This window comes from Marivirga tractuosa (assembly GCF_042140215.1).
GTDB lineage: Bacteria > Bacteroidota > Bacteroidia > Cytophagales > Cyclobacteriaceae > Marivirga > Marivirga tractuosa_A.
In genome coordinates this window covers 1,843,092-1,859,931 of sequence record NZ_CP159478.1, presented here as the reverse complement: position 1 = coordinate 1,859,931, position 16,840 = coordinate 1,843,092, and the positions used below count along the sequence as shown (strand labels likewise).

Below are 16,840 nucleotides of genomic sequence, written 5' to 3'. Positions count from 1 at the left end.
CCGTAAATTATTATAATGAAAATATTATTCAACATATTAATCATCACTTTCTTAAGCTTTAATTTTTTTAATTCTGAGGCTGAGAAATTAGAGCCTACAGCTTATAAAGCAAATGTTGAAATATTGAAAGTTCTGAATACAGCTGAAGTCTATCCTAATCCAGCTGAAGAGTATATTTATCTTAAAATAAATGATAAAGATTTATCTTCAAATATAAAGATTGAGGTTATGAGTATCATTGGAAATAAAATGAACGTTTCTAATGAGAAAATTGAATCTGGTCTTTACAAAATTAATTTAAAAAACATTCCAGGAGGTCATTATTACTTAATGTTATCTATTGATTCAGAAAAGAGCCTGAAAAAATTCCTAAAAAAGTAGTATTCAGGATATTTTCTAGATTTCTTATTAGTTACAACTATCATTTCTTTAAATAATTTCACTTTTTTTATCGACTAATAATAATTACTTTTCGATAAATACTTTGACATGAACTTTAAAGCATATTTCTATTGGATAGTCGCAATTCTTGAAATCATTTCTCTCACATTCGAAATTGATATATTACATCAAATTTGTAAACCACTCTTAATGATCGCTTTACTGATTTACTTTTGGGATAAATCAGATAATAGAAAAGATGAAAAGTGGGTAAGTTTTGTAACGCTTGCATTAGCCCTAAGCTGGGTTGGAGATATTATGTTGCTATTTACATTTAAGCACTTCTTATTCTTTTTCGCAGGTTTATCAGCATTCTTAGGGGCTCATATTGTATTAATTATAGCCTACAAAAAAGCAACTTTTAAAGATAAGCTATATTTAAAATGGTCATTTTTCCCTCTAGTGGTCATAGCCTACTTAGCTCTAATGGCTTATCTAATTTTACCTTATGTAGATACAGTAATACAGGTTCCCATTTCTCTTTACGCTATAATTTTGGCTTTAATGATGATTGTAGCATGGTATCGTAAAAATCAAACCACTGATGAAAGTTTCCAATTAGTAATATTAGGAGCAGCATTATTTACAATTTCTGATTCAGTTTTAGCAATAAATCGTTTTTCTCATACTATCCCTTATGCTGGTGTTGCTGTAATGGGAACTTATATAATTGCACAATGGCTAATAGTGAATGGATTATTAAAGCACAGAAAAAAGAAAAAGGAAGGAGCCATAGAAAATATTTAAATACTATCATAAATCAAAATTTTATTCTGTTATAAAATTATTTTTATTATTTTTGATTTTTATTAGTGATTGGATTTGTTTATTTCAAAAAGCTTTTCCTACATTTGAAGTGTTATTTCGGTAATCAATTTATAACGAAGAGGTGAGAGACAGGCTCGTTGACCCTCTGGCAACCTGAATCAAGGTGCCAAATCCTGCCCGATAATGGGAAATATAAATTAACAATTATGAACAACTTACAATTTTTCGCTTCTAGCGAGCACGTCAAGTCAGTCAATTCGGCTAAAAATTCAAAATCAACAAAAAGAGCTTCTAAGCTTAATCCTATTACTTCTATTGCATACATGCGAATGTGTATGTGCTGTTGTTGTTAATCAACAACTCAATTCTATTTGGATTCATTTCGATAATCTAAAGGGAAAATTACACCCTTTTTAGTTTTAAGATTCCTTTCGAAATAGTTTTAATCCATTCTAAATCAGTTTTTTATAAAAATTCATAAAGCAATCAGTAATCCTGATTGCTTATACATTCTTAAATATTCATTCTAAAATATATTCACCTTAAATTTTTAAATTATGTCAACTACACAAAAATTCGAAACATTACAATTACATGCTGGTCAGGAAATTGACCCAACTACCAACTCAAGAGCAGTTCCAATTTACCAAACCACTAGTTATGCTTTTAACAACTCAGAGCATGGAGCAAACCTATTTGGTTTGAAAGAATTCGGTAACATCTATTCTAGAATCATGAATCCTACCAATGATGTCTTTGAAAAAAGAATTGCTGCATTGGAAGGAGGCGTGGCAGCTGTTTCAGTTGCTTCTGGTCAAGCAGCTCAGTTTATTGCCTTAAATAATATTTTAGAAGCTGGAGACAACTTTATTTCCTCGAAATATCTTTATGGCGGTACTTATAACCAGTTTAAAGTTTCATTTAAGCGATTGGGAATTGAGGCGAGATTTGCTCCAGATGAAGAAGTAGAATCTTACGAAGCTTTGATAGACGAAAATACTAAAGCTATTTATTTAGAAACTATCGGGAACCCAACTTTCAATATTCCAGATTTTGAAGCCATTTCAGCATTAGCCAAAAAATATGATCTGCCTTTAATTGTAGACAATACTTTCGGTGCTGGCGGTTATTTATTTAGACCTATTGAGCATGGAGCTAATATTGTAGTAGAGTCAGCCACCAAATGGATTGGCGGACATGGTACATCCGTTGGTGGAGTAATTACGGATGCTGGTAATTACAATTGGGGCAATGGGAAATTCCCACAGTTTTCGGAGCCTTCAGAAGGTTATCATGGATTAAATTTCTGGGAAACTTTTGGAGAAGGTAATCCATTAGGACTTCCTAATATAGCTTATGCCATCAGGGCAAGAGTAGAAGGATTAAGAGATTTTGGTCCAGCATTAAGTCCATTTAACAGCTTCTTGCTACTTCAAGGTTTGGAAACCCTATCCTTGAGAGTTCAAAGAACAGTGGATAATGCTTTAAAACTTGCTTTTTGGCTAGAAAAACATCCTTTGGTTGAAAAAGTGAATTATCCTGGATTGGAAAGTAGTAAGTATTATCAATTGGCTAAAAAATATTTGCATAATGGATATGGTGGAGTTTTATCTTTTACGCTTAAAGGAGATAAAGAAGAAACCAAAGCTTTTGTGGATAATTTGAAATTGGTAAGCCACTTGGCAAATGTAGGTGATGCTAAAACCTTAATCATACAACCTTCTACTACTACTCATCAGCAATTATCGGATGAAGAGCAATTGTCAGCAGGTATCTCGCCAAATTTATTGAGGGTTTCTGTAGGTATAGAGCATATTGATGATATCATTGCAGATTTCACTCAGTCTTTTCAAAAAATTCATGAAGAATCCTATGCCACAGCATAATTTACCAAAGTATTTTCAATTAGAAAGCGGGCAAATTTTGCTAGGAGCCTCTCTTTATTATGAAGTTTTAGGTGAAATTTCAGATGATAAAGAAGTGGTTTGGGTTTGCCATGCTTTTACTGGAAGCGCCACAGTGAAAGACTGGTGGCCTTCCCTTTTCCTTGAAAATGGTGGATTTATAGATTTAGAAAAGAATGTAGTCATCTGTGCTAACATGCTGGGATCTTGTTATGGAAGCACTGGACCTGACTCTGTAAATCCAGAAACCAATAAGGTCTATGGAAATTCATTTCCTAATTTAAACAATAGGGATGCGGTAAGAGCTTTTATTGATTTGCGAAAAGCTCTTAATATATCTAAAATCGATTATTTGATTGGTGGTTCCTTAGGCGGTCAACAAGCTTTAGAATGGTCTATTTTAGAACCAGAAGTGATTGAAAATCAGATTTTAGTGGCTTCCAATGCTAAACATTCTTCATGGGGAATTGCCTTTAATGAATTGCAAAGGCAAGCAATTGAATTAGGGGAAAATGGAAATGAGGAGAAAAAACAAAAAGCACTTTCCTTAGCACGTAGTATAGCCATGTTAAGCTACAGAGGCTATGATGATTTTGAAACAAATCAAAATGGTAAAATTGAGCAAGGAGATTGGAAAGTATCCTCCTATTTAAAATATCAGGGAAAAAAATTCAATGGAAGATTCAGCATCAACAGCTATAAAGTGCTTTCCAAAATGATGGATGCGCATAATATTGCTGAAAGCAGAGGAAACAACTTAACGGCTGTACTAAGCTCCATAAAAACCAAAACTTTATGTATTGGAATTGACAGTGATAATCTTTTCCCAATAGAGGAGCAAAGATTTATGAGTGAGTACATACCGAATGCTATAATAGAAGTAATAACCTCTACCAAAGGTCATGATGCATTTTTAATTGAAGGAAATTTGATTTCACAATTCATCCAAAAACATTTAATCAATACTTTATATGAAGAAATTTAAAGCAGGCTTATTCGGACTGGGCGTAGTCGGCTCTGGTGTTTATAAAGCTTTACAGCAAAATGAAAAATACGGTGTTTCAATTGAAAAAATTGCCGTCAAAAATATTGAAAAAGAGAGAAATTTAGAATTACCCAATGGAATCCTTACCACTGAGGCAGATGAAATTCTTGATAATACCGACTTAGACATAATCATAGAATTAATAAACGATCCTAAAGAAGCTTTTAGCATAGTAAAAAAAGCTTTTGAAAGAGGAAAGTCAGTAGTGAGTGCTAATAAAAAGATGGTAGCGCTTTATCATAAAGAAATTCTGGAATTGCGTGAAAAACATGGCGTTAAATTCTTTTATGAAGGAGCTGTTTGTGGAAGTGTCCCTATTTTAAGATTACTAGATCAGCATTATAAATCAGATCAAGTAAAATCCATCAAAGCTATAGCGAATGGGACTTGTAATTTCATTTTATCCAAGATGGTAGGTGAAAATCAGGATTATGCCACTGCATTGAAAGATGCTCAAGAGTTAGGCTTTGCTGAATTAGACCCCTATTCTGATGTAAGTGGAGAGGATACCCGCTTTAAATTATCTATTATGATTTATCATGCTTTTGGCGTATTTGTACACCCAAACGAAATTCCATTGCACGGAATTAATCACTTGGATGAACACATAAAAGACTTTGCTCAGAAACATCATTTGAAACTCAAATTAGTTGGAGAAGCACAGCAACAAAACGGAAAAATAACAGCCAAAGTAGAGCCTCAATTGGTAAATGAAAGCCATGATTTCTATACTATTGAAAATGAGTACAATGGAATTGTGGTGGATGCTGAATTTTCAGGTGAGCAATTTGTAAAAGGAAAAGGTGCTGGTAGTTTCCCTACAGCGTTGGCAGTATTGTCAAACCTGAAAGATTTAAAATACGATCTAGCAATAGCAAAGTCTTTAGTCAAAAAGGAAATTGAATTTTCAAATAAATCTAAAAGAGAAATTTATTTCATTTCTGGTTTTGAAAATGAAATTTCAGGATTAACAATTTTGGATCAAGAAGAGAAATATTATATAGTTAATACCGACTTTAATAGGCTGATAAATTTAAAGCAAGAGCATCTCAATTTATATTGGGTGAAAATTCCTCAAGATATTTTTAATAAAATTAAAAATCATGAAGTTTTGATTTAGGTTAGATGTCTTTTTTGGTTTACTTTGGATGTATAAAAATTAAATTTCAATATGAAAATTGCAGTTCTTTCAAGAAACCCGAATTTATATTCTACTAGAAGACTTTTAGAAGCCATTGAGCAAAAAGGACATGAAGCTATACGCCTTGACCATATGCGTTGTGATATTATAATGGATGAGGCGGGTCACTTCTATTTATTATCATGGAGAAAAATTAGATAAAATTGATGCTGTAATCCCAAGGATTGGAGCATCAGTTACCTTTTATGGTACGGCAGTAGTTCGTCAGTTTGAGATGATGAAAACTTTTAGTGCAGTAGATTCTTTAGCAATTACCCGTTCTAGAGATAAACTAAGAAGTTTGCAAATTTTGTCTCGTTCAGGATTAGCAATGCCAAGAACTGCTTTCACTAATAGTTCTGAAAATGCAGGTGATTATATCTTAGAGCATCTTGGCAAAGCACCTGTAGTATTGAAATTATTAGAAGGTACTCAAGGCTTAGGGGTTGTTTTGGCTGAAACCAGAAAAGCAGCCGTTTCAGTAATCGAAGCTTTTGAAGGTTTGAAAGCGAGGATTATTATGCAAGAATTCATTAAAGAAGCTGGTGGTGCAGATATTCGTGTTTTTGTAGTGGATGGTGAAGTGGTTGGTGCTATGAAGCGTCAAGGTAAAGAAGGAGAATTTCGCTCTAATTTACATAGAGGAGGTTCTGCAAATGTCATCAAATTAAGTCGTGCTGAAAAAGCTGCGGCACTTAAAGCTGCAAAAGCCATGGGCTTAGCCATTGCAGGTGTTGACATGCTGCAATCATCTAGAGGCCCTTTGATTTTGGAAGTGAATTCTTCACCAGGTCTGGAGGGTATAGAAAAAGCAACTGGAAAAGATATTGCACTAAGGATTGTTGAATATATTGAAAGAGGGCTAGATAAAAAGCGTTTGCCGAAGGATAAGGTGAAGGCTTGATGCTTTGGATCAAGTCCTCATAGTATCTCTAACCAGAAGTTGGTCAGCCTTTGACTAAGAACAAAACTTTAATAGAGATAACTGGACTTTTACAATAGTAGAAAATAGTGATGATTTTTAAAGTTTTCTATTAAATTAAATCTGTGCGACTGTCCCCTTGAGGGGACTTCAGGGGTGTTGCTTGAGTGGATTAATTGCATCAAAAAAAAGAGGATTTACCATTAGATAAATCCTCTTTTCTATTTTATACCAGAATCTAGCTACTTGATACTAAATACTAGCTACTGGCTAAGCTACTCTTAAATTCTTATATTTAGATTTCTCAAATTTAGAAGCTGCATATTTTTCATCAATGATTAATTCGGTTCCTGATGACTCTCCATCAAATTCGAACATTGCATCTGTCATAATTACCTCGCAAATAGACCTCAAACCTCTTGCACCTAATTTGAATTCTACCGCTTTTTGAACAATATAATCTAAAGCAGAATCTTCAATTACTAACTTAATGCCTTCCATGTCAAATAATTTATTGTATTGTTTGACTAGAGCATTTTTAGGCTCAGTTAGAATTAATTTTAAAGTGTCCTTGCTTAAAGGATCCAAATGTGTAAGCACTGGCAATCTACCAATCAGTTCAGGAATCAAGCCGAAATTTTTCAAATCCTGAGCTGTGATGTATTGCAGAAGATTTTCCTTATCAATTTCTTCTTCTTTGGTATCTGCTTTAGCAAACCCTAAAGGAGTAGTGTTTAATCGGGAAGCAATGCTTCTGCTTATTCCATCAAAAGCGCCTCCGCAAATAAAAAGGATATTTTCAGTATCCACATTGATCATTTTCTGATCAGGATGCTTTCTTCCTCCTTGAGGCGGAACATTCACTGAAGTACCTTCCAACAATTTCAACATGGCTTGCTGAACACCTTCACCGCTTACATCTCTTGTAATAGATGGATTGTCCGATTTACGGGCAATTTTATCTATCTCATCTATGTAAACGATACCCCTTTGGGCAGCTTCCACATTATAATCAGCGGATTGTAGTAATCTAGTTAAAATACTTTCGACATCTTCACCTACATAACCTGCTTCAGTTAAAACAGTAGCATCAGCAATACAAAACGGAACCTGTAAAATCTTAGCTAAAGTTTTAGCTAGATAAGTTTTACCAGTACCAGTTTCTCCAACCATTATGATATTTGATTTTTCAATCGTAACATCATCTTTTGAAGATTTTTGCATCAATCTTTTATAATGATTGTAAACTGCAACTGACATTACTTTTTTGGCTTCATCCTGTCCCACAACATATTGATCCAAATGAGTTTTCATTTCAATTGGACGAATCAAGTTGAATTTCGGGTCTTTGGATGATGATTTTGTTTTAACCTCCTCTTGTAGAATTTGCTGAGCTTGCGCAATACATTTATCACAAATATGAGCATGTATACCCGAAATCATCAAATCAACATCTTTTTTGTTGCGTCCACAAAAGGAACAGGTTACTTGTGTTTTGTCTTCTGCCATACTATTTTCTCACTAATACTTCATCAATCAATCCATATTCCTTAGCTTCCTCCGCTCTCATCCAGAAGTCCCTGTCAGAATCTTTTTCTACTTGCTTATAAGTTTTTCCGCTATGCTTAGAAAGGATATTATATAAATCTTCCTTAACGGATAATGTCTGTTTTAAGGAAATTTCCATATCAGAAGCTTGTCCTTGCATTCCACTCATCGGTTGGTGAATCATGATTCTTGCATGGGGTAATGCTGATCTTTTCTTTTCAGCTCCACCAGCTAATAAAACAGCTCCCATACTTGCAGCCAATCCTGTACAAATGGTTCCTACATCAGGAGAGATGTAATGCATGGTATCGTAAATACCTAAACCAGCATAAACCGAACCTCCGGGGCTGTTGATGTAAAGACTGATGTCCTTTTTAGCATCAACTGATTGTAAGAATAATAATTGAGCGGTAATTACATTGGCAATATTATCATCCACTTGCATTCCCAAGAAGATAATTCTATCCATGATTAAACGGGAAAAAACATCTATTTCCCTGAAATTGGTGGGGCGTTCTTCAATTACAGCTCTGGTCATGTTTTCAACCTGCTGCACGTATGAATCCACCATACTACCTGATAAGCCTTCGCCTTTAACGGCAAATTTCCTAAATTCCTCTTTATTAATCATTTAAGTATTTTGTTATAAGTACAAATTTAAAAAAAAAGTCCTTCTTTAAAAGGACTTTTCAATTAACGGTAAAAATAGCTTTTAGTTCTTATCTACAGCCTTTTTAAAGCCGTCTAAATCAACTTTCTTTTCTTTGATTGTAATTTTGTCCTTAATAAAGTCCAAAACTCTTTTGTTAAGCATCTCCTCATAGACTTTACGGTAGTTTTCACCATTTTCACCTTGAAGATAATTTTGAGCAAAACTATCCATATTTTCGCCTAATTGATCTGCCATTCCGTATGCACCAAATTGCTCAGCAATCATTTTTTTGGTGTAATCCATCACGTCAGTATGCTCAACCTTAATATTTTCCTGATTTGCTTCAGCAATTTTGTTTTTGATCAAATTGAAACGCAAATCTTTAGTATATAAATCGTACTCTTTGTCGATTTGCTCTTGAGTAATTTTCCCTTCGTTGCTTAATAGCAACCAGTTTTTCAAGAACTCATCAGGTAATTCAAATTTGGTTTTTTCTACCAAACTATCAACCAAATCTCTATTTAATAGATTTTCAGTTTCTCTATCGTAATTTTCAGAGATTGTTTCTTTTACTTTTTGGTCAAATTCTTCTCTGGTTTTTACAGCTCCTTCACCAAATACTTTATCGAACAATTCCTGATTGATTTCAGCAGGCTTAGTTCTTTTGATATCAGATACAGTTAAAATATACTCTCCAGAAGCTGCTTCAGCATCCGTTTCATTTTGACCTAATAATCTTGATTTTGCCTCTGCAGATTTGAAAGTTTTAGCGATATCGAATTTTACTTCATCACCTTTCTTAACACCTACAAATTGCTTTTGAGCTTTTTTCTCAGCGTCTTCAATTGGAAGCACTACTTTTTCTTGCACTTCACCATCGTCTGTGCTCAATTTTCCTTCTAAAGAATCCTCAGCTTTGCTTTCTTCCACTGATTCAGTTTCACCATGTTGCTTAGTTAAGTTATCCATGGTTTCTTTCATCACCTTATCGGTAACTTCGATAACATATTTCTCTACTTTGAATTTATCATCTAATTTGATGTCAAATTCATCTACCAAACCTAAAGTATATTCAAACTCAAAATCTTTTTGGTTATCCCAATCAATTTTAGCTGCATCTTCCTGATTAGGAATTGGCTCACCCAAAATCTTTAAATCATTTTCCTTTATATAGTCAGTTAATGATTTTGACAACATGCTATTGATTTCTTCAACCAATATGCTCTTCCCATATAATTTTTTTATGTAAGAAGCAGGCACCTTTCCAGGACGAAAACCTTTAATATTAGCATTTTTCCTGTACTCTTTGATTTTTTGTTCAACATTAGGTTGATAATCAGCTTCATTTAATATAATTTTAATAGAAGCATTAGTGTTGTCCTTTTTGTTGAGTGTAATGTCCAAAACAATTAAATTTTATAGTGTTATCAATATACAAAAAAACCCTTCACTCCCGTATTACTTTACTGGAACTAAGGGTTTGAGTAGTGTGCGGATGAAGGGACTCGAACCCCCATGCCGTGAGGCGCTAGATCCTAAGTCTAGTGCGTCTACCAATTTCGCCACATCCGCATTCATTAATTTGAAGGGCAAAGGTACGGAAAAATATTTTTGCTGCAAGTCGCAGAATTGTTTTTTTATTGGTTATTTTGAATTTTAGTTTTTAAAGCATTTATGCAAAATATAGATATAGAAGAAGAACGTAAAGTTATCCTTAGAGAATACCGCAAATTACTAAGGAAATCAAAGCCATTTCTAAAAGATGGCGATGCCAAATTGATTAAAAAAGCTTTTACAACCTCCATGGAAGCCCATAAGGAAATGAGGCGCAAATCTGGAGAGCCTTATATTCTTCACCCAATAGCTGTAGCCACTATTTGTGTAGAAGAAATTGGCTTGGGAACAACTTCCATTATTTCAGCACTTTTGCATGATGTAGTTGAAGATACAGATTGGGAGCTAGAAGATATTGAAAGAGAATTTGGCCCTAAAGTAGCTCCCATAATAGATGGCTTAACCAAAATTTCTGGTGTATTTGAATATGGAACTTCCCAGCAGGCGGAGAATTTCAGAAAAATGTTGCTTACACTTTCTAAAGACGTGAGGGTGATTCTGATAAAATTGGCTGACCGTTTGCACAATATGCGAACTCTAGAAAGCATGCCAAGAAATAAGCAGCTCAAAATAGCTTCTGAAACCATTTTTCTTTATGCACCATTAGCCCATCGCTTGGGACTCTACGCCATCAAATCTGAGTTAGAAGACCTGCACTTAAAATATACAGAATCGGAGGTTTACAGAGATATTGCCAATAAGATCAATAATACTAAAGCAGCCAGAAAGCGCTTTATCAACAATTTCATCTCTCCAATTGAAGGTGAATTGGATAAATTAAAATGGAATTACTATATAAAAGGAAGACCAAAATCAATTTATTCGATATGGAGTAAAATGAAAAAACAGAATATACCTTTTGAACAGGTGTATGATTTATTTGCTATTAGAATTATCATCGAAGCTCCAGACGAACATGAAAAAGCAGCATGTTGGGAAGTGTATTCCATAGTTACTGATTTCTACAAGCCTAACCCTGATAGACTCCGTGATTGGATATCAACTCCTAAAGCCAATGGTTATGAGTCCTTGCACACCACGGTTATGAGTGATAATGGAAGTTGGGTAGAAGTGCAAATCAGGACAAGCAGAATGGATGAAATAGCGGAAAAAGGATACGCTGCACATTGGAAATATAAAGATTATTATACCAAGCCAGAGGAAACTAGACTTGAGCAATGGATTGCAAGGGTTAGAGAAATGTTAGAGTCCAATGATACAAATGCGATAGAATTTCTAGATGATTTCAGGTCTAATTTATTTTCTGATGAGGTATTTGTTTTTACTCCTAAAGGAGAATTAAAAACTTTGCCGAATGGTGCCACGGCTTTGGACTTCGCTTTTGATATCCATACAGAAGTTGGGGCGAAATGCCTTGGTGCAAAAGTAAATAATAAACTAGTGCCGCTAAATTATGAGCTCAAAAATGGAGATCAGGTGGAAATTCTGACTTCCAATAAGCAAAAGCCAAGTGAAGATTGGTTACGATTTGTGGTCAGCTCAAAAGCTAAATCCAAAATAAAGGATGTATTAAAAGAGGATAAAAAATATGCAGCGGTAGAAGGCAAAGAAATTGTCTACAGGAAACTAAAGCAAATGAAGATTACGCCTTCTGATGAGGTAATCAATAAAATCAGAGCGTATTTTGAAGAAAAAACTCCACTTGATTTATACTACGGAATAGCAACTGGTAAACACGACCCTAAAAATATCAAGAAATTTCAGGATGAAGTGCTGGAAGGTCCGCAGAAAAATACTAAGCGAATTAGGTCATCTGCAGATGCTAAATCTTTTGAGCAGGAATTGAAAAAAGCCAAAGGGGAAGATATGCTCTTGATAGGAGAGGATATGGATGTGGTAGATTATGTGATTGCGGCTTGTTGTAATCCGATTCCTGGAGACGAGGTATTCGGTTTTGTTACGGTTAATGAAGGGATTAAAATTCACAGAACTTCTTGCCCTAATGCACCTGAATTACTTTCAAACCATGGTAACAGAGTGATTAAAGCTAGATGGACTTCTCAGCAGGAAATTGCTTTTCTGGCTGGATTGCAAATTATTGGAACCGATAGGGTAGGACTAATCAGTGATGTAACACAAATTATATCCAGTGAATTGGAGGTAAATATGCAATCGATTTCCGTTGATACCAAAGATGGAATTTTTGAAGGAAAAATTCACCTTTTTGTACAGAATACTAAGCATTTAGAGCAATTGATAGAAAAATTGAAAGCCGTTCGTGGGATAGTGAAGGTGAACCGCTACGATTAATTGTAGATTTCCTATATTTGCGACTGAAGAAGGGAGATGAATAAATTATGGCATTGAACGAGAAGGTTTATAAGGAAGTAAAACAAATTTTCACGGCTTATTTAGAAAATAAAGGATTGAGAAAAACGCCCGAGCGTTATGCAATCCTTGAAGAGATTTATACTCGAACTGGTCATTTTGATGTGGAATCACTCTACATCAGCATGAAGAATAAAAATTATAGAGTAAGCCGTGCTACTGTTTATAATACTTTGGATTTATTGGTAGAATGTGATTTGGTAAGCAAGCACCAATTCGGTAGAAACTTAGCTCAATACGAAAAGTCTTATGGTTATAAGCAACATGATCATGTTATCTGTGCGGAGTGTCATAAGGTAGTAGAGTTTTGTGATCCGAGAATCCAAAACATTAAAACCATGATAGGAGATTTGTTGAATTTCAAAATCATGCATCACTCCTTAAATTTGTATGGAATTTGCGGGGATTGCCAAGCAAAGCAAAAAGCCGAAGAGCAGGAATAATTTTTTAATTAAAAGATAAAATGGATTACAAGAAAGAAGTCGTTGATAATATTCTAAACTTAGAAATTTCAGGAGACCTTATAGGAGAAAATAACGAACCAGGATTGGTTGAATTATTGAATGACCATATTAATAAAGGTATCACAAAATGTATTATTGACATATCTGGTGTTCGATACATGAACAGTAGCGGGATTGGAGTTTTAATTACCATTTTAACTAAATTGAGAAATAAGGACGGAGAGGTTGTGTTAATAAACCCATCTGAACAAGTGAAAAAATTATTAGTGATCACCAAGCTTAATAATATTTTCACCATCTACGACACTAAAGAAGAGGCAATTGCGAGCTTGAAATAAGTGGTAGAAGTACTAGAAATAATTAATTCATAAATTTATCAGATTCAGTCTTTATCCTTAAGGGCTGTCGTAATTTAAAATCATAAAAAATGAAAATGGATGTTTTGTTGGGTTTGCAATGGGGGGATGAAGGAAAAGGTAAAGTAGTAGATGTTTTAGCGCCCAAATACAATACAGTGGCTAGATTTCAAGGTGGTCCAAATGCTGGTCATACTTTAGAATTTGATGGTATTAAACATGTGTTGCATCAAATCCCTAGTGGAATATTTAGAAGCTCTATAAAAAATGTAATTGGAAATGGAGTGGTTCTAGACCCTGTTATTTTCAGAAATGAAATCAAAAAATTAGACCCATTTAACATCAATTTCAAGGATAATCTTTGGATTTCCAATAAGGCTCAATTGATTTTGCCGACCCACCGACTTTTGGATGCGGCCTATGAAAAATCTAAAGGAAATGAAAAAATTGGCTCAACATTGAAAGGGATAGGCCCGACTTACCAAGATAAAGTAGCCAGACTAGGATTAAGAGTAGGAGATATTTTCTATCCAAATTTCCCTGAGAAGTATAAGAAATTAGTGGACATTCATAAAATGACACTTGATTTTTATCAGTATAATTATGATGAACTAGAAGAAGCTGAAAAAACATTTTTTGAAGCCTTGGAATATTTGAAAACATTCAATGTGAGTTCTACAGAGTACCTTATCAATAATGAATTGAAAGAAGGGAAATCTGTTTTGGCTGAAGGTGCTCAAGGTTCTTTATTAGATGTCGATTTTGGAAGTTATCCTTTTGTGACAAGTTCCAATACGATGACTGCCGGAGTTTGCACAGGTTTAGGTGTAGCACCTAATAGTATTAGTAAAGTCTATGGTATATTCAAGGCCTATTGCACTAGAGTAGGGGGTGGCCGTTTCCGACCGAGCTATTTGACGAGGACGGAACAGAATTGCAAAAAGTAGGAAATGAATTTGGCGCCACTACTGGTCGCCCACGAAGATGCGGATGGTTAGATATCCCAGCCTTGAAATATGTGGTGATGATCAATGGAGTCACAGAATTATTTATGATGAAAGCAGATGTGTTATCTGGTTTTGAAAAAATAAAAGTCTGTACCCAGTATGAATTGGAAGATGGTACCAAAACGGATGAATTCCCTTACGATATAGTGGATTCAGAAGTGAAACCTATCTACGAAGAATTGGAAGGTTGGAATTGCAGTTTGGATGACATCAATTCCTTTGAGGATATGCCACAAGCACTGAAAAATTACATTACTTATATTGAAGATAAAATGGGTGTTCCAATTAATTTAGTTTCTGTACTGGCCATAGAACACAGACTATTTTGAGATAAAAGTCAACAATTGATATTTGAAAGGAAGCTGAGAGATTGGCTTCCTTTTTTTATGACCATAAAATAAAGTTCAATTTATTAATCTAAAGCAATACTATTCTGCTTAGCATACTTTTCTATTTTAGACAATCCCACTTTTCTTCTTCTCTTATTTACATTTTCAAAATCCTCAATTTCATTAAATCTTAATGAAGCTGATTTTTCATCATAGTAATATTGAGTGCCGTAGATTTGGGGTAAACCATTTCGGACTTTTAGTCTATCTACATAAAGTGCATAGCTACTTTTTTCGATTTTATCTTCTTGATAAGCCTTTTCTATAATCTCTTTAAAGCTTTCCATTTCTTCTTTGGAAGAATGTTGGATGGCTAAAATTAATCCCATATTAGCAAGTTCGCCTATTTCTTTTTTGCTTTTCCAGCCATATTCATTTAGAAATAGGGTCACTTTATGTAAAAGGGTTGAATCAAGAATATTCATCTCTTTGATCAATTCTTGATCTTCTGATTCAGGATTTACTTGCTGCCTAAGTTTCAAAGATTTGATTGTGAGTTTCTCTATAGTTTTTACCTCTTCTTTAAAATCACTGTCAGATTGATTTTGGGAATAGGAAGGAATTGAAACAATAAAGAAGATTGAAAGGATAAGGACTAGATGGTTTCTCATTTATATGTAGGTTAATAGTTACTCGACTTTACAACGAACTTAGAAAAAGATAAAGTATGCTCAAAGTAAATTATTACAAACTTCACAACTCACTATCCAGGCTCTCACCCTCAAATTGAGTATCTAGACTTATGGCATTTAAGCCTTGCTCCTGCAAGTATTTCGTAAATACATTGGAATAGCCATGAGTGGAATAAATGGTTTCTGCCTCTGATAATTTTACAGCTTCCAACAGACCATTCCAATCGGCATGATCGGATAGGACAAATCCTCTGTCGGCAGCTTTTCTTCTTCTGGTTCCCCTTAGCATCATCCAGCCTGAGGCAATTCCAGTGCTGTAAGGGGCTAGTTTTTTCATCCAAGGCGTTCCAATTGAAGCAGGTGTGGCAATCACCAAATTGCCTTGATAATCCTTTTTAGGAATTTCATTAGTTATTTTAATGGTTTCAGGTAACTGCAATCCTGTTTTTCGTAAGGCTTCCGTTGCATTTTCCACAGCTCCGTGGGTATAAATTTTTCCAATTCCATTATCCACATTTTTCATGATTCTTTGGGCTTTTCCTAAGGCATAGGCAAAAATCACGGACGTTTTCCCATTTTCCTTATTTTGTTCCCACCATTGGTTGATTTCATTAAATGTTTCAGACTGTGGTTTCCACTGATAAATGGGCAAGCCAAAAGTGGTCTCGGTTACAAATTCATCGCATTTTACAGGCTCAAAGGGAGTCGATAAGCCATCATCTTCTAATTTGTAATCTCCTGAGACTACCGCAATTTTTCCTTTATATTCTATTCTAACTTGTGCTGATCCCGGAATATGTCCTGCTGGATGAAAACTCACCTTTACTCCATTTATGTTAATGCTTTTACTATAATCTATTGTTTCTATTTGAATACCCTCCCCCAACCTTTGTCTCATAATGATTTCGGAATGGTGATGTGCTAAATAGTGCTGATGACCAGGACGAGAATGGTCTGCATGAGCGTGAGTGATTAAGGCTTTTTTAACTGGTCGCCATGGGTCAATATAAAATTTACCTTCTGGGCAGTAAATTCCTTTATTTGTAAATTTTAGAAGAGAATACATGCATGACTAACTTTAAGAATTAGTCTTTGTTTTGGTTGACTTTTGTAATAATTCTGGAAAGTTCCCCTAATTCTTCCGAAGTTAAAACTCCAAAAAAATCATCCATTTTCTTCTTAATGATGGGTTCAATCTGTTCTATAAGTCTTACCCCTTCCTGATTTATAGAGATAGCTGAGTTTCTTTTATCATCTGCTTGTCGCGTTCTATTAATCAATCTTTTTTCAACTAACCTCTGAACAATACGAGAAATATCAGGCACATTCTCCCTCAAATAACTTTTAACTTTATTTAGGTTCATAGTCTTAGTGGAATTATCATTTAGGATTGTAAGCACTTCATATTGCTGGCGAGTAATACCAAAAGCTTTCATTTCCTGAGATAGATTGTAAGACAATTTTTGCTGACAACTAAGTAAAGAAGAATATATTTGACCTATTATTAGATTTGAATTCTTATTTAAAGACCCTCTTTTCATCCCTCATTTTTCGATTAATATTCCTAAA

At 34.5% G+C, this 16,840-nt stretch carries 14 protein-coding genes, 1 tRNA gene, 2 pseudogenes and 1 riboswitch; of the genes and pseudogenes, 10 read left to right on the top strand and 7 right to left on the bottom strand.

Going from position 1 to position 16,840, the window contains the following annotated elements:
• The first annotated feature begins 15 nt into the window (after positions 1-15).
• From ABWH96_RS08535 to rimK, 6 genes and pseudogenes are all read left to right on the top strand, one after another.
• A complete protein-coding gene (locus tag ABWH96_RS08535) occupies positions 16-381 on the top strand; it encodes a T9SS type A sorting domain-containing protein (protein WP_375581034.1) in 366 nt (121 codons plus the stop codon).
• Between the two features lie 108 nt (positions 382-489).
• Positions 490-1,188, top strand: a complete 699-nt coding sequence (locus ABWH96_RS08530; protein WP_375581033.1) for a lysoplasmalogenase — start codon at positions 490-492, stop codon at positions 1,186-1,188.
• Between the two features lie 126 nt (positions 1,189-1,314).
• Positions 1,315-1,408, top strand: a riboswitch (SAM riboswitch).
• 358 nt (positions 1,409-1,766) lie between these two features.
• Entirely contained in the window at positions 1,767-3,095 is a 1,329-nt protein-coding gene (locus tag ABWH96_RS08525) for an O-acetylhomoserine aminocarboxypropyltransferase/cysteine synthase family protein (protein ID WP_375581032.1), read from the top strand.
• Positions 3,070-4,098 (top strand): homoserine O-acetyltransferase, encoded by a 1,029-nt coding sequence (metX, locus tag ABWH96_RS08520; protein ID WP_375581031.1) that lies wholly within the window; start codon positions 3,070-3,072, stop codon positions 4,096-4,098. The genes ABWH96_RS08525 and metX overlap by 26 nt, the downstream gene beginning before the upstream one ends.
• Positions 4,085-5,278, top strand: a complete 1,194-nt coding sequence (locus ABWH96_RS08515) for a homoserine dehydrogenase (RefSeq protein ID WP_375581030.1) — start codon at positions 4,085-4,087, stop codon at positions 5,276-5,278. Before metX ends, ABWH96_RS08515 begins: the two co-directional genes overlap by 14 nt.
• 51 nt (positions 5,279-5,329) lie before the next feature.
• Positions 5,330-6,242: pseudogene (rimK, locus tag ABWH96_RS08510) on the top strand (30S ribosomal protein S6--L-glutamate ligase).
• A 288-nt stretch (positions 6,243-6,530) separates the two neighbouring features.
• On the opposite strand, the gene clpX reads toward rimK, so the two are convergent.
• The 4 genes from clpX to ABWH96_RS08490 all read right to left on the bottom strand — a co-directional run bounded on the left by clpX (position 6,531) and on the right by ABWH96_RS08490 (position 10,032).
• Positions 6,531-7,769: an ATP-dependent Clp protease ATP-binding subunit ClpX gene (gene clpX / locus ABWH96_RS08505; protein ID WP_375581029.1), complete on the bottom strand. Its 1,239-nt coding sequence runs from the start codon at positions 7,767-7,769 to the stop codon at positions 6,531-6,533.
• Position 7,770: 1 nt separating this feature from the next.
• A complete protein-coding gene (locus tag ABWH96_RS08500) occupies positions 7,771-8,439 on the bottom strand; it encodes a ClpP family protease (RefSeq protein WP_308348961.1) in 669 nt (222 codons plus the stop codon).
• Positions 8,440-8,520: 81 nt separating this feature from the next.
• A complete protein-coding gene (tig, locus tag ABWH96_RS08495) occupies positions 8,521-9,864 on the bottom strand; it encodes a trigger factor (protein WP_375581028.1) in 1,344 nt (447 codons plus the stop codon).
• 86 nt (positions 9,865-9,950) lie between these two features.
• Positions 9,951-10,032 (bottom strand) — tRNA-Leu (locus ABWH96_RS08490).
• A gap of 102 nt (positions 10,033-10,134) precedes the next feature.
• Between ABWH96_RS08490 and ABWH96_RS08485 the strand changes: the two genes are divergently transcribed.
• The 4 genes and pseudogenes from ABWH96_RS08485 to ABWH96_RS08470 all read left to right on the top strand — a co-directional run bounded on the left by ABWH96_RS08485 (position 10,135) and on the right by ABWH96_RS08470 (position 14,579).
• A complete protein-coding gene (locus ABWH96_RS08485; RefSeq protein ID WP_375581027.1) occupies positions 10,135-12,345 on the top strand; it encodes a RelA/SpoT family protein in 2,211 nt (736 codons plus the stop codon).
• Positions 12,346-12,392: 47 nt separating this feature from the next.
• Complete coding sequence (locus ABWH96_RS08480) at positions 12,393-12,866, top strand: Fur family transcriptional regulator (RefSeq protein ID WP_013453279.1); 474 nt, start codon at positions 12,393-12,395, stop codon at positions 12,864-12,866.
• Between the two features lie 20 nt (positions 12,867-12,886).
• On the top strand, positions 12,887-13,225 hold the full coding sequence (locus ABWH96_RS08475; RefSeq protein ID WP_375581026.1) for an STAS domain-containing protein: 339 nt from the start codon (positions 12,887-12,889) through the stop codon (positions 13,223-13,225).
• An 89-nt stretch (positions 13,226-13,314) separates the two neighbouring features.
• A pseudogene (locus ABWH96_RS08470) lies at positions 13,315-14,579 on the top strand (adenylosuccinate synthase).
• 83 nt (positions 14,580-14,662) lie between these two features.
• Here ABWH96_RS08470 and ABWH96_RS08465 read toward each other — a convergent pair.
• From ABWH96_RS08465 to ABWH96_RS08455, 3 genes are all read right to left on the bottom strand, one after another.
• Positions 14,663-15,250, bottom strand: coding sequence for a DUF6624 domain-containing protein (locus ABWH96_RS08465; RefSeq protein ID WP_375581025.1), 588 nt, complete (start codon positions 15,248-15,250; stop codon positions 14,663-14,665).
• A gap of 82 nt (positions 15,251-15,332) precedes the next feature.
• Complete coding sequence (locus ABWH96_RS08460) at positions 15,333-16,337, bottom strand: ligase-associated DNA damage response exonuclease (RefSeq protein WP_375581024.1); 1,005 nt, start codon at positions 16,335-16,337, stop codon at positions 15,333-15,335.
• 19 nt (positions 16,338-16,356) lie between these two features.
• Positions 16,357-16,812: a MarR family winged helix-turn-helix transcriptional regulator gene (locus ABWH96_RS08455; protein WP_375581023.1), complete on the bottom strand. Its 456-nt coding sequence runs from the start codon at positions 16,810-16,812 to the stop codon at positions 16,357-16,359.
• Positions 16,813-16,840: the final 28 nt, after the last annotated feature.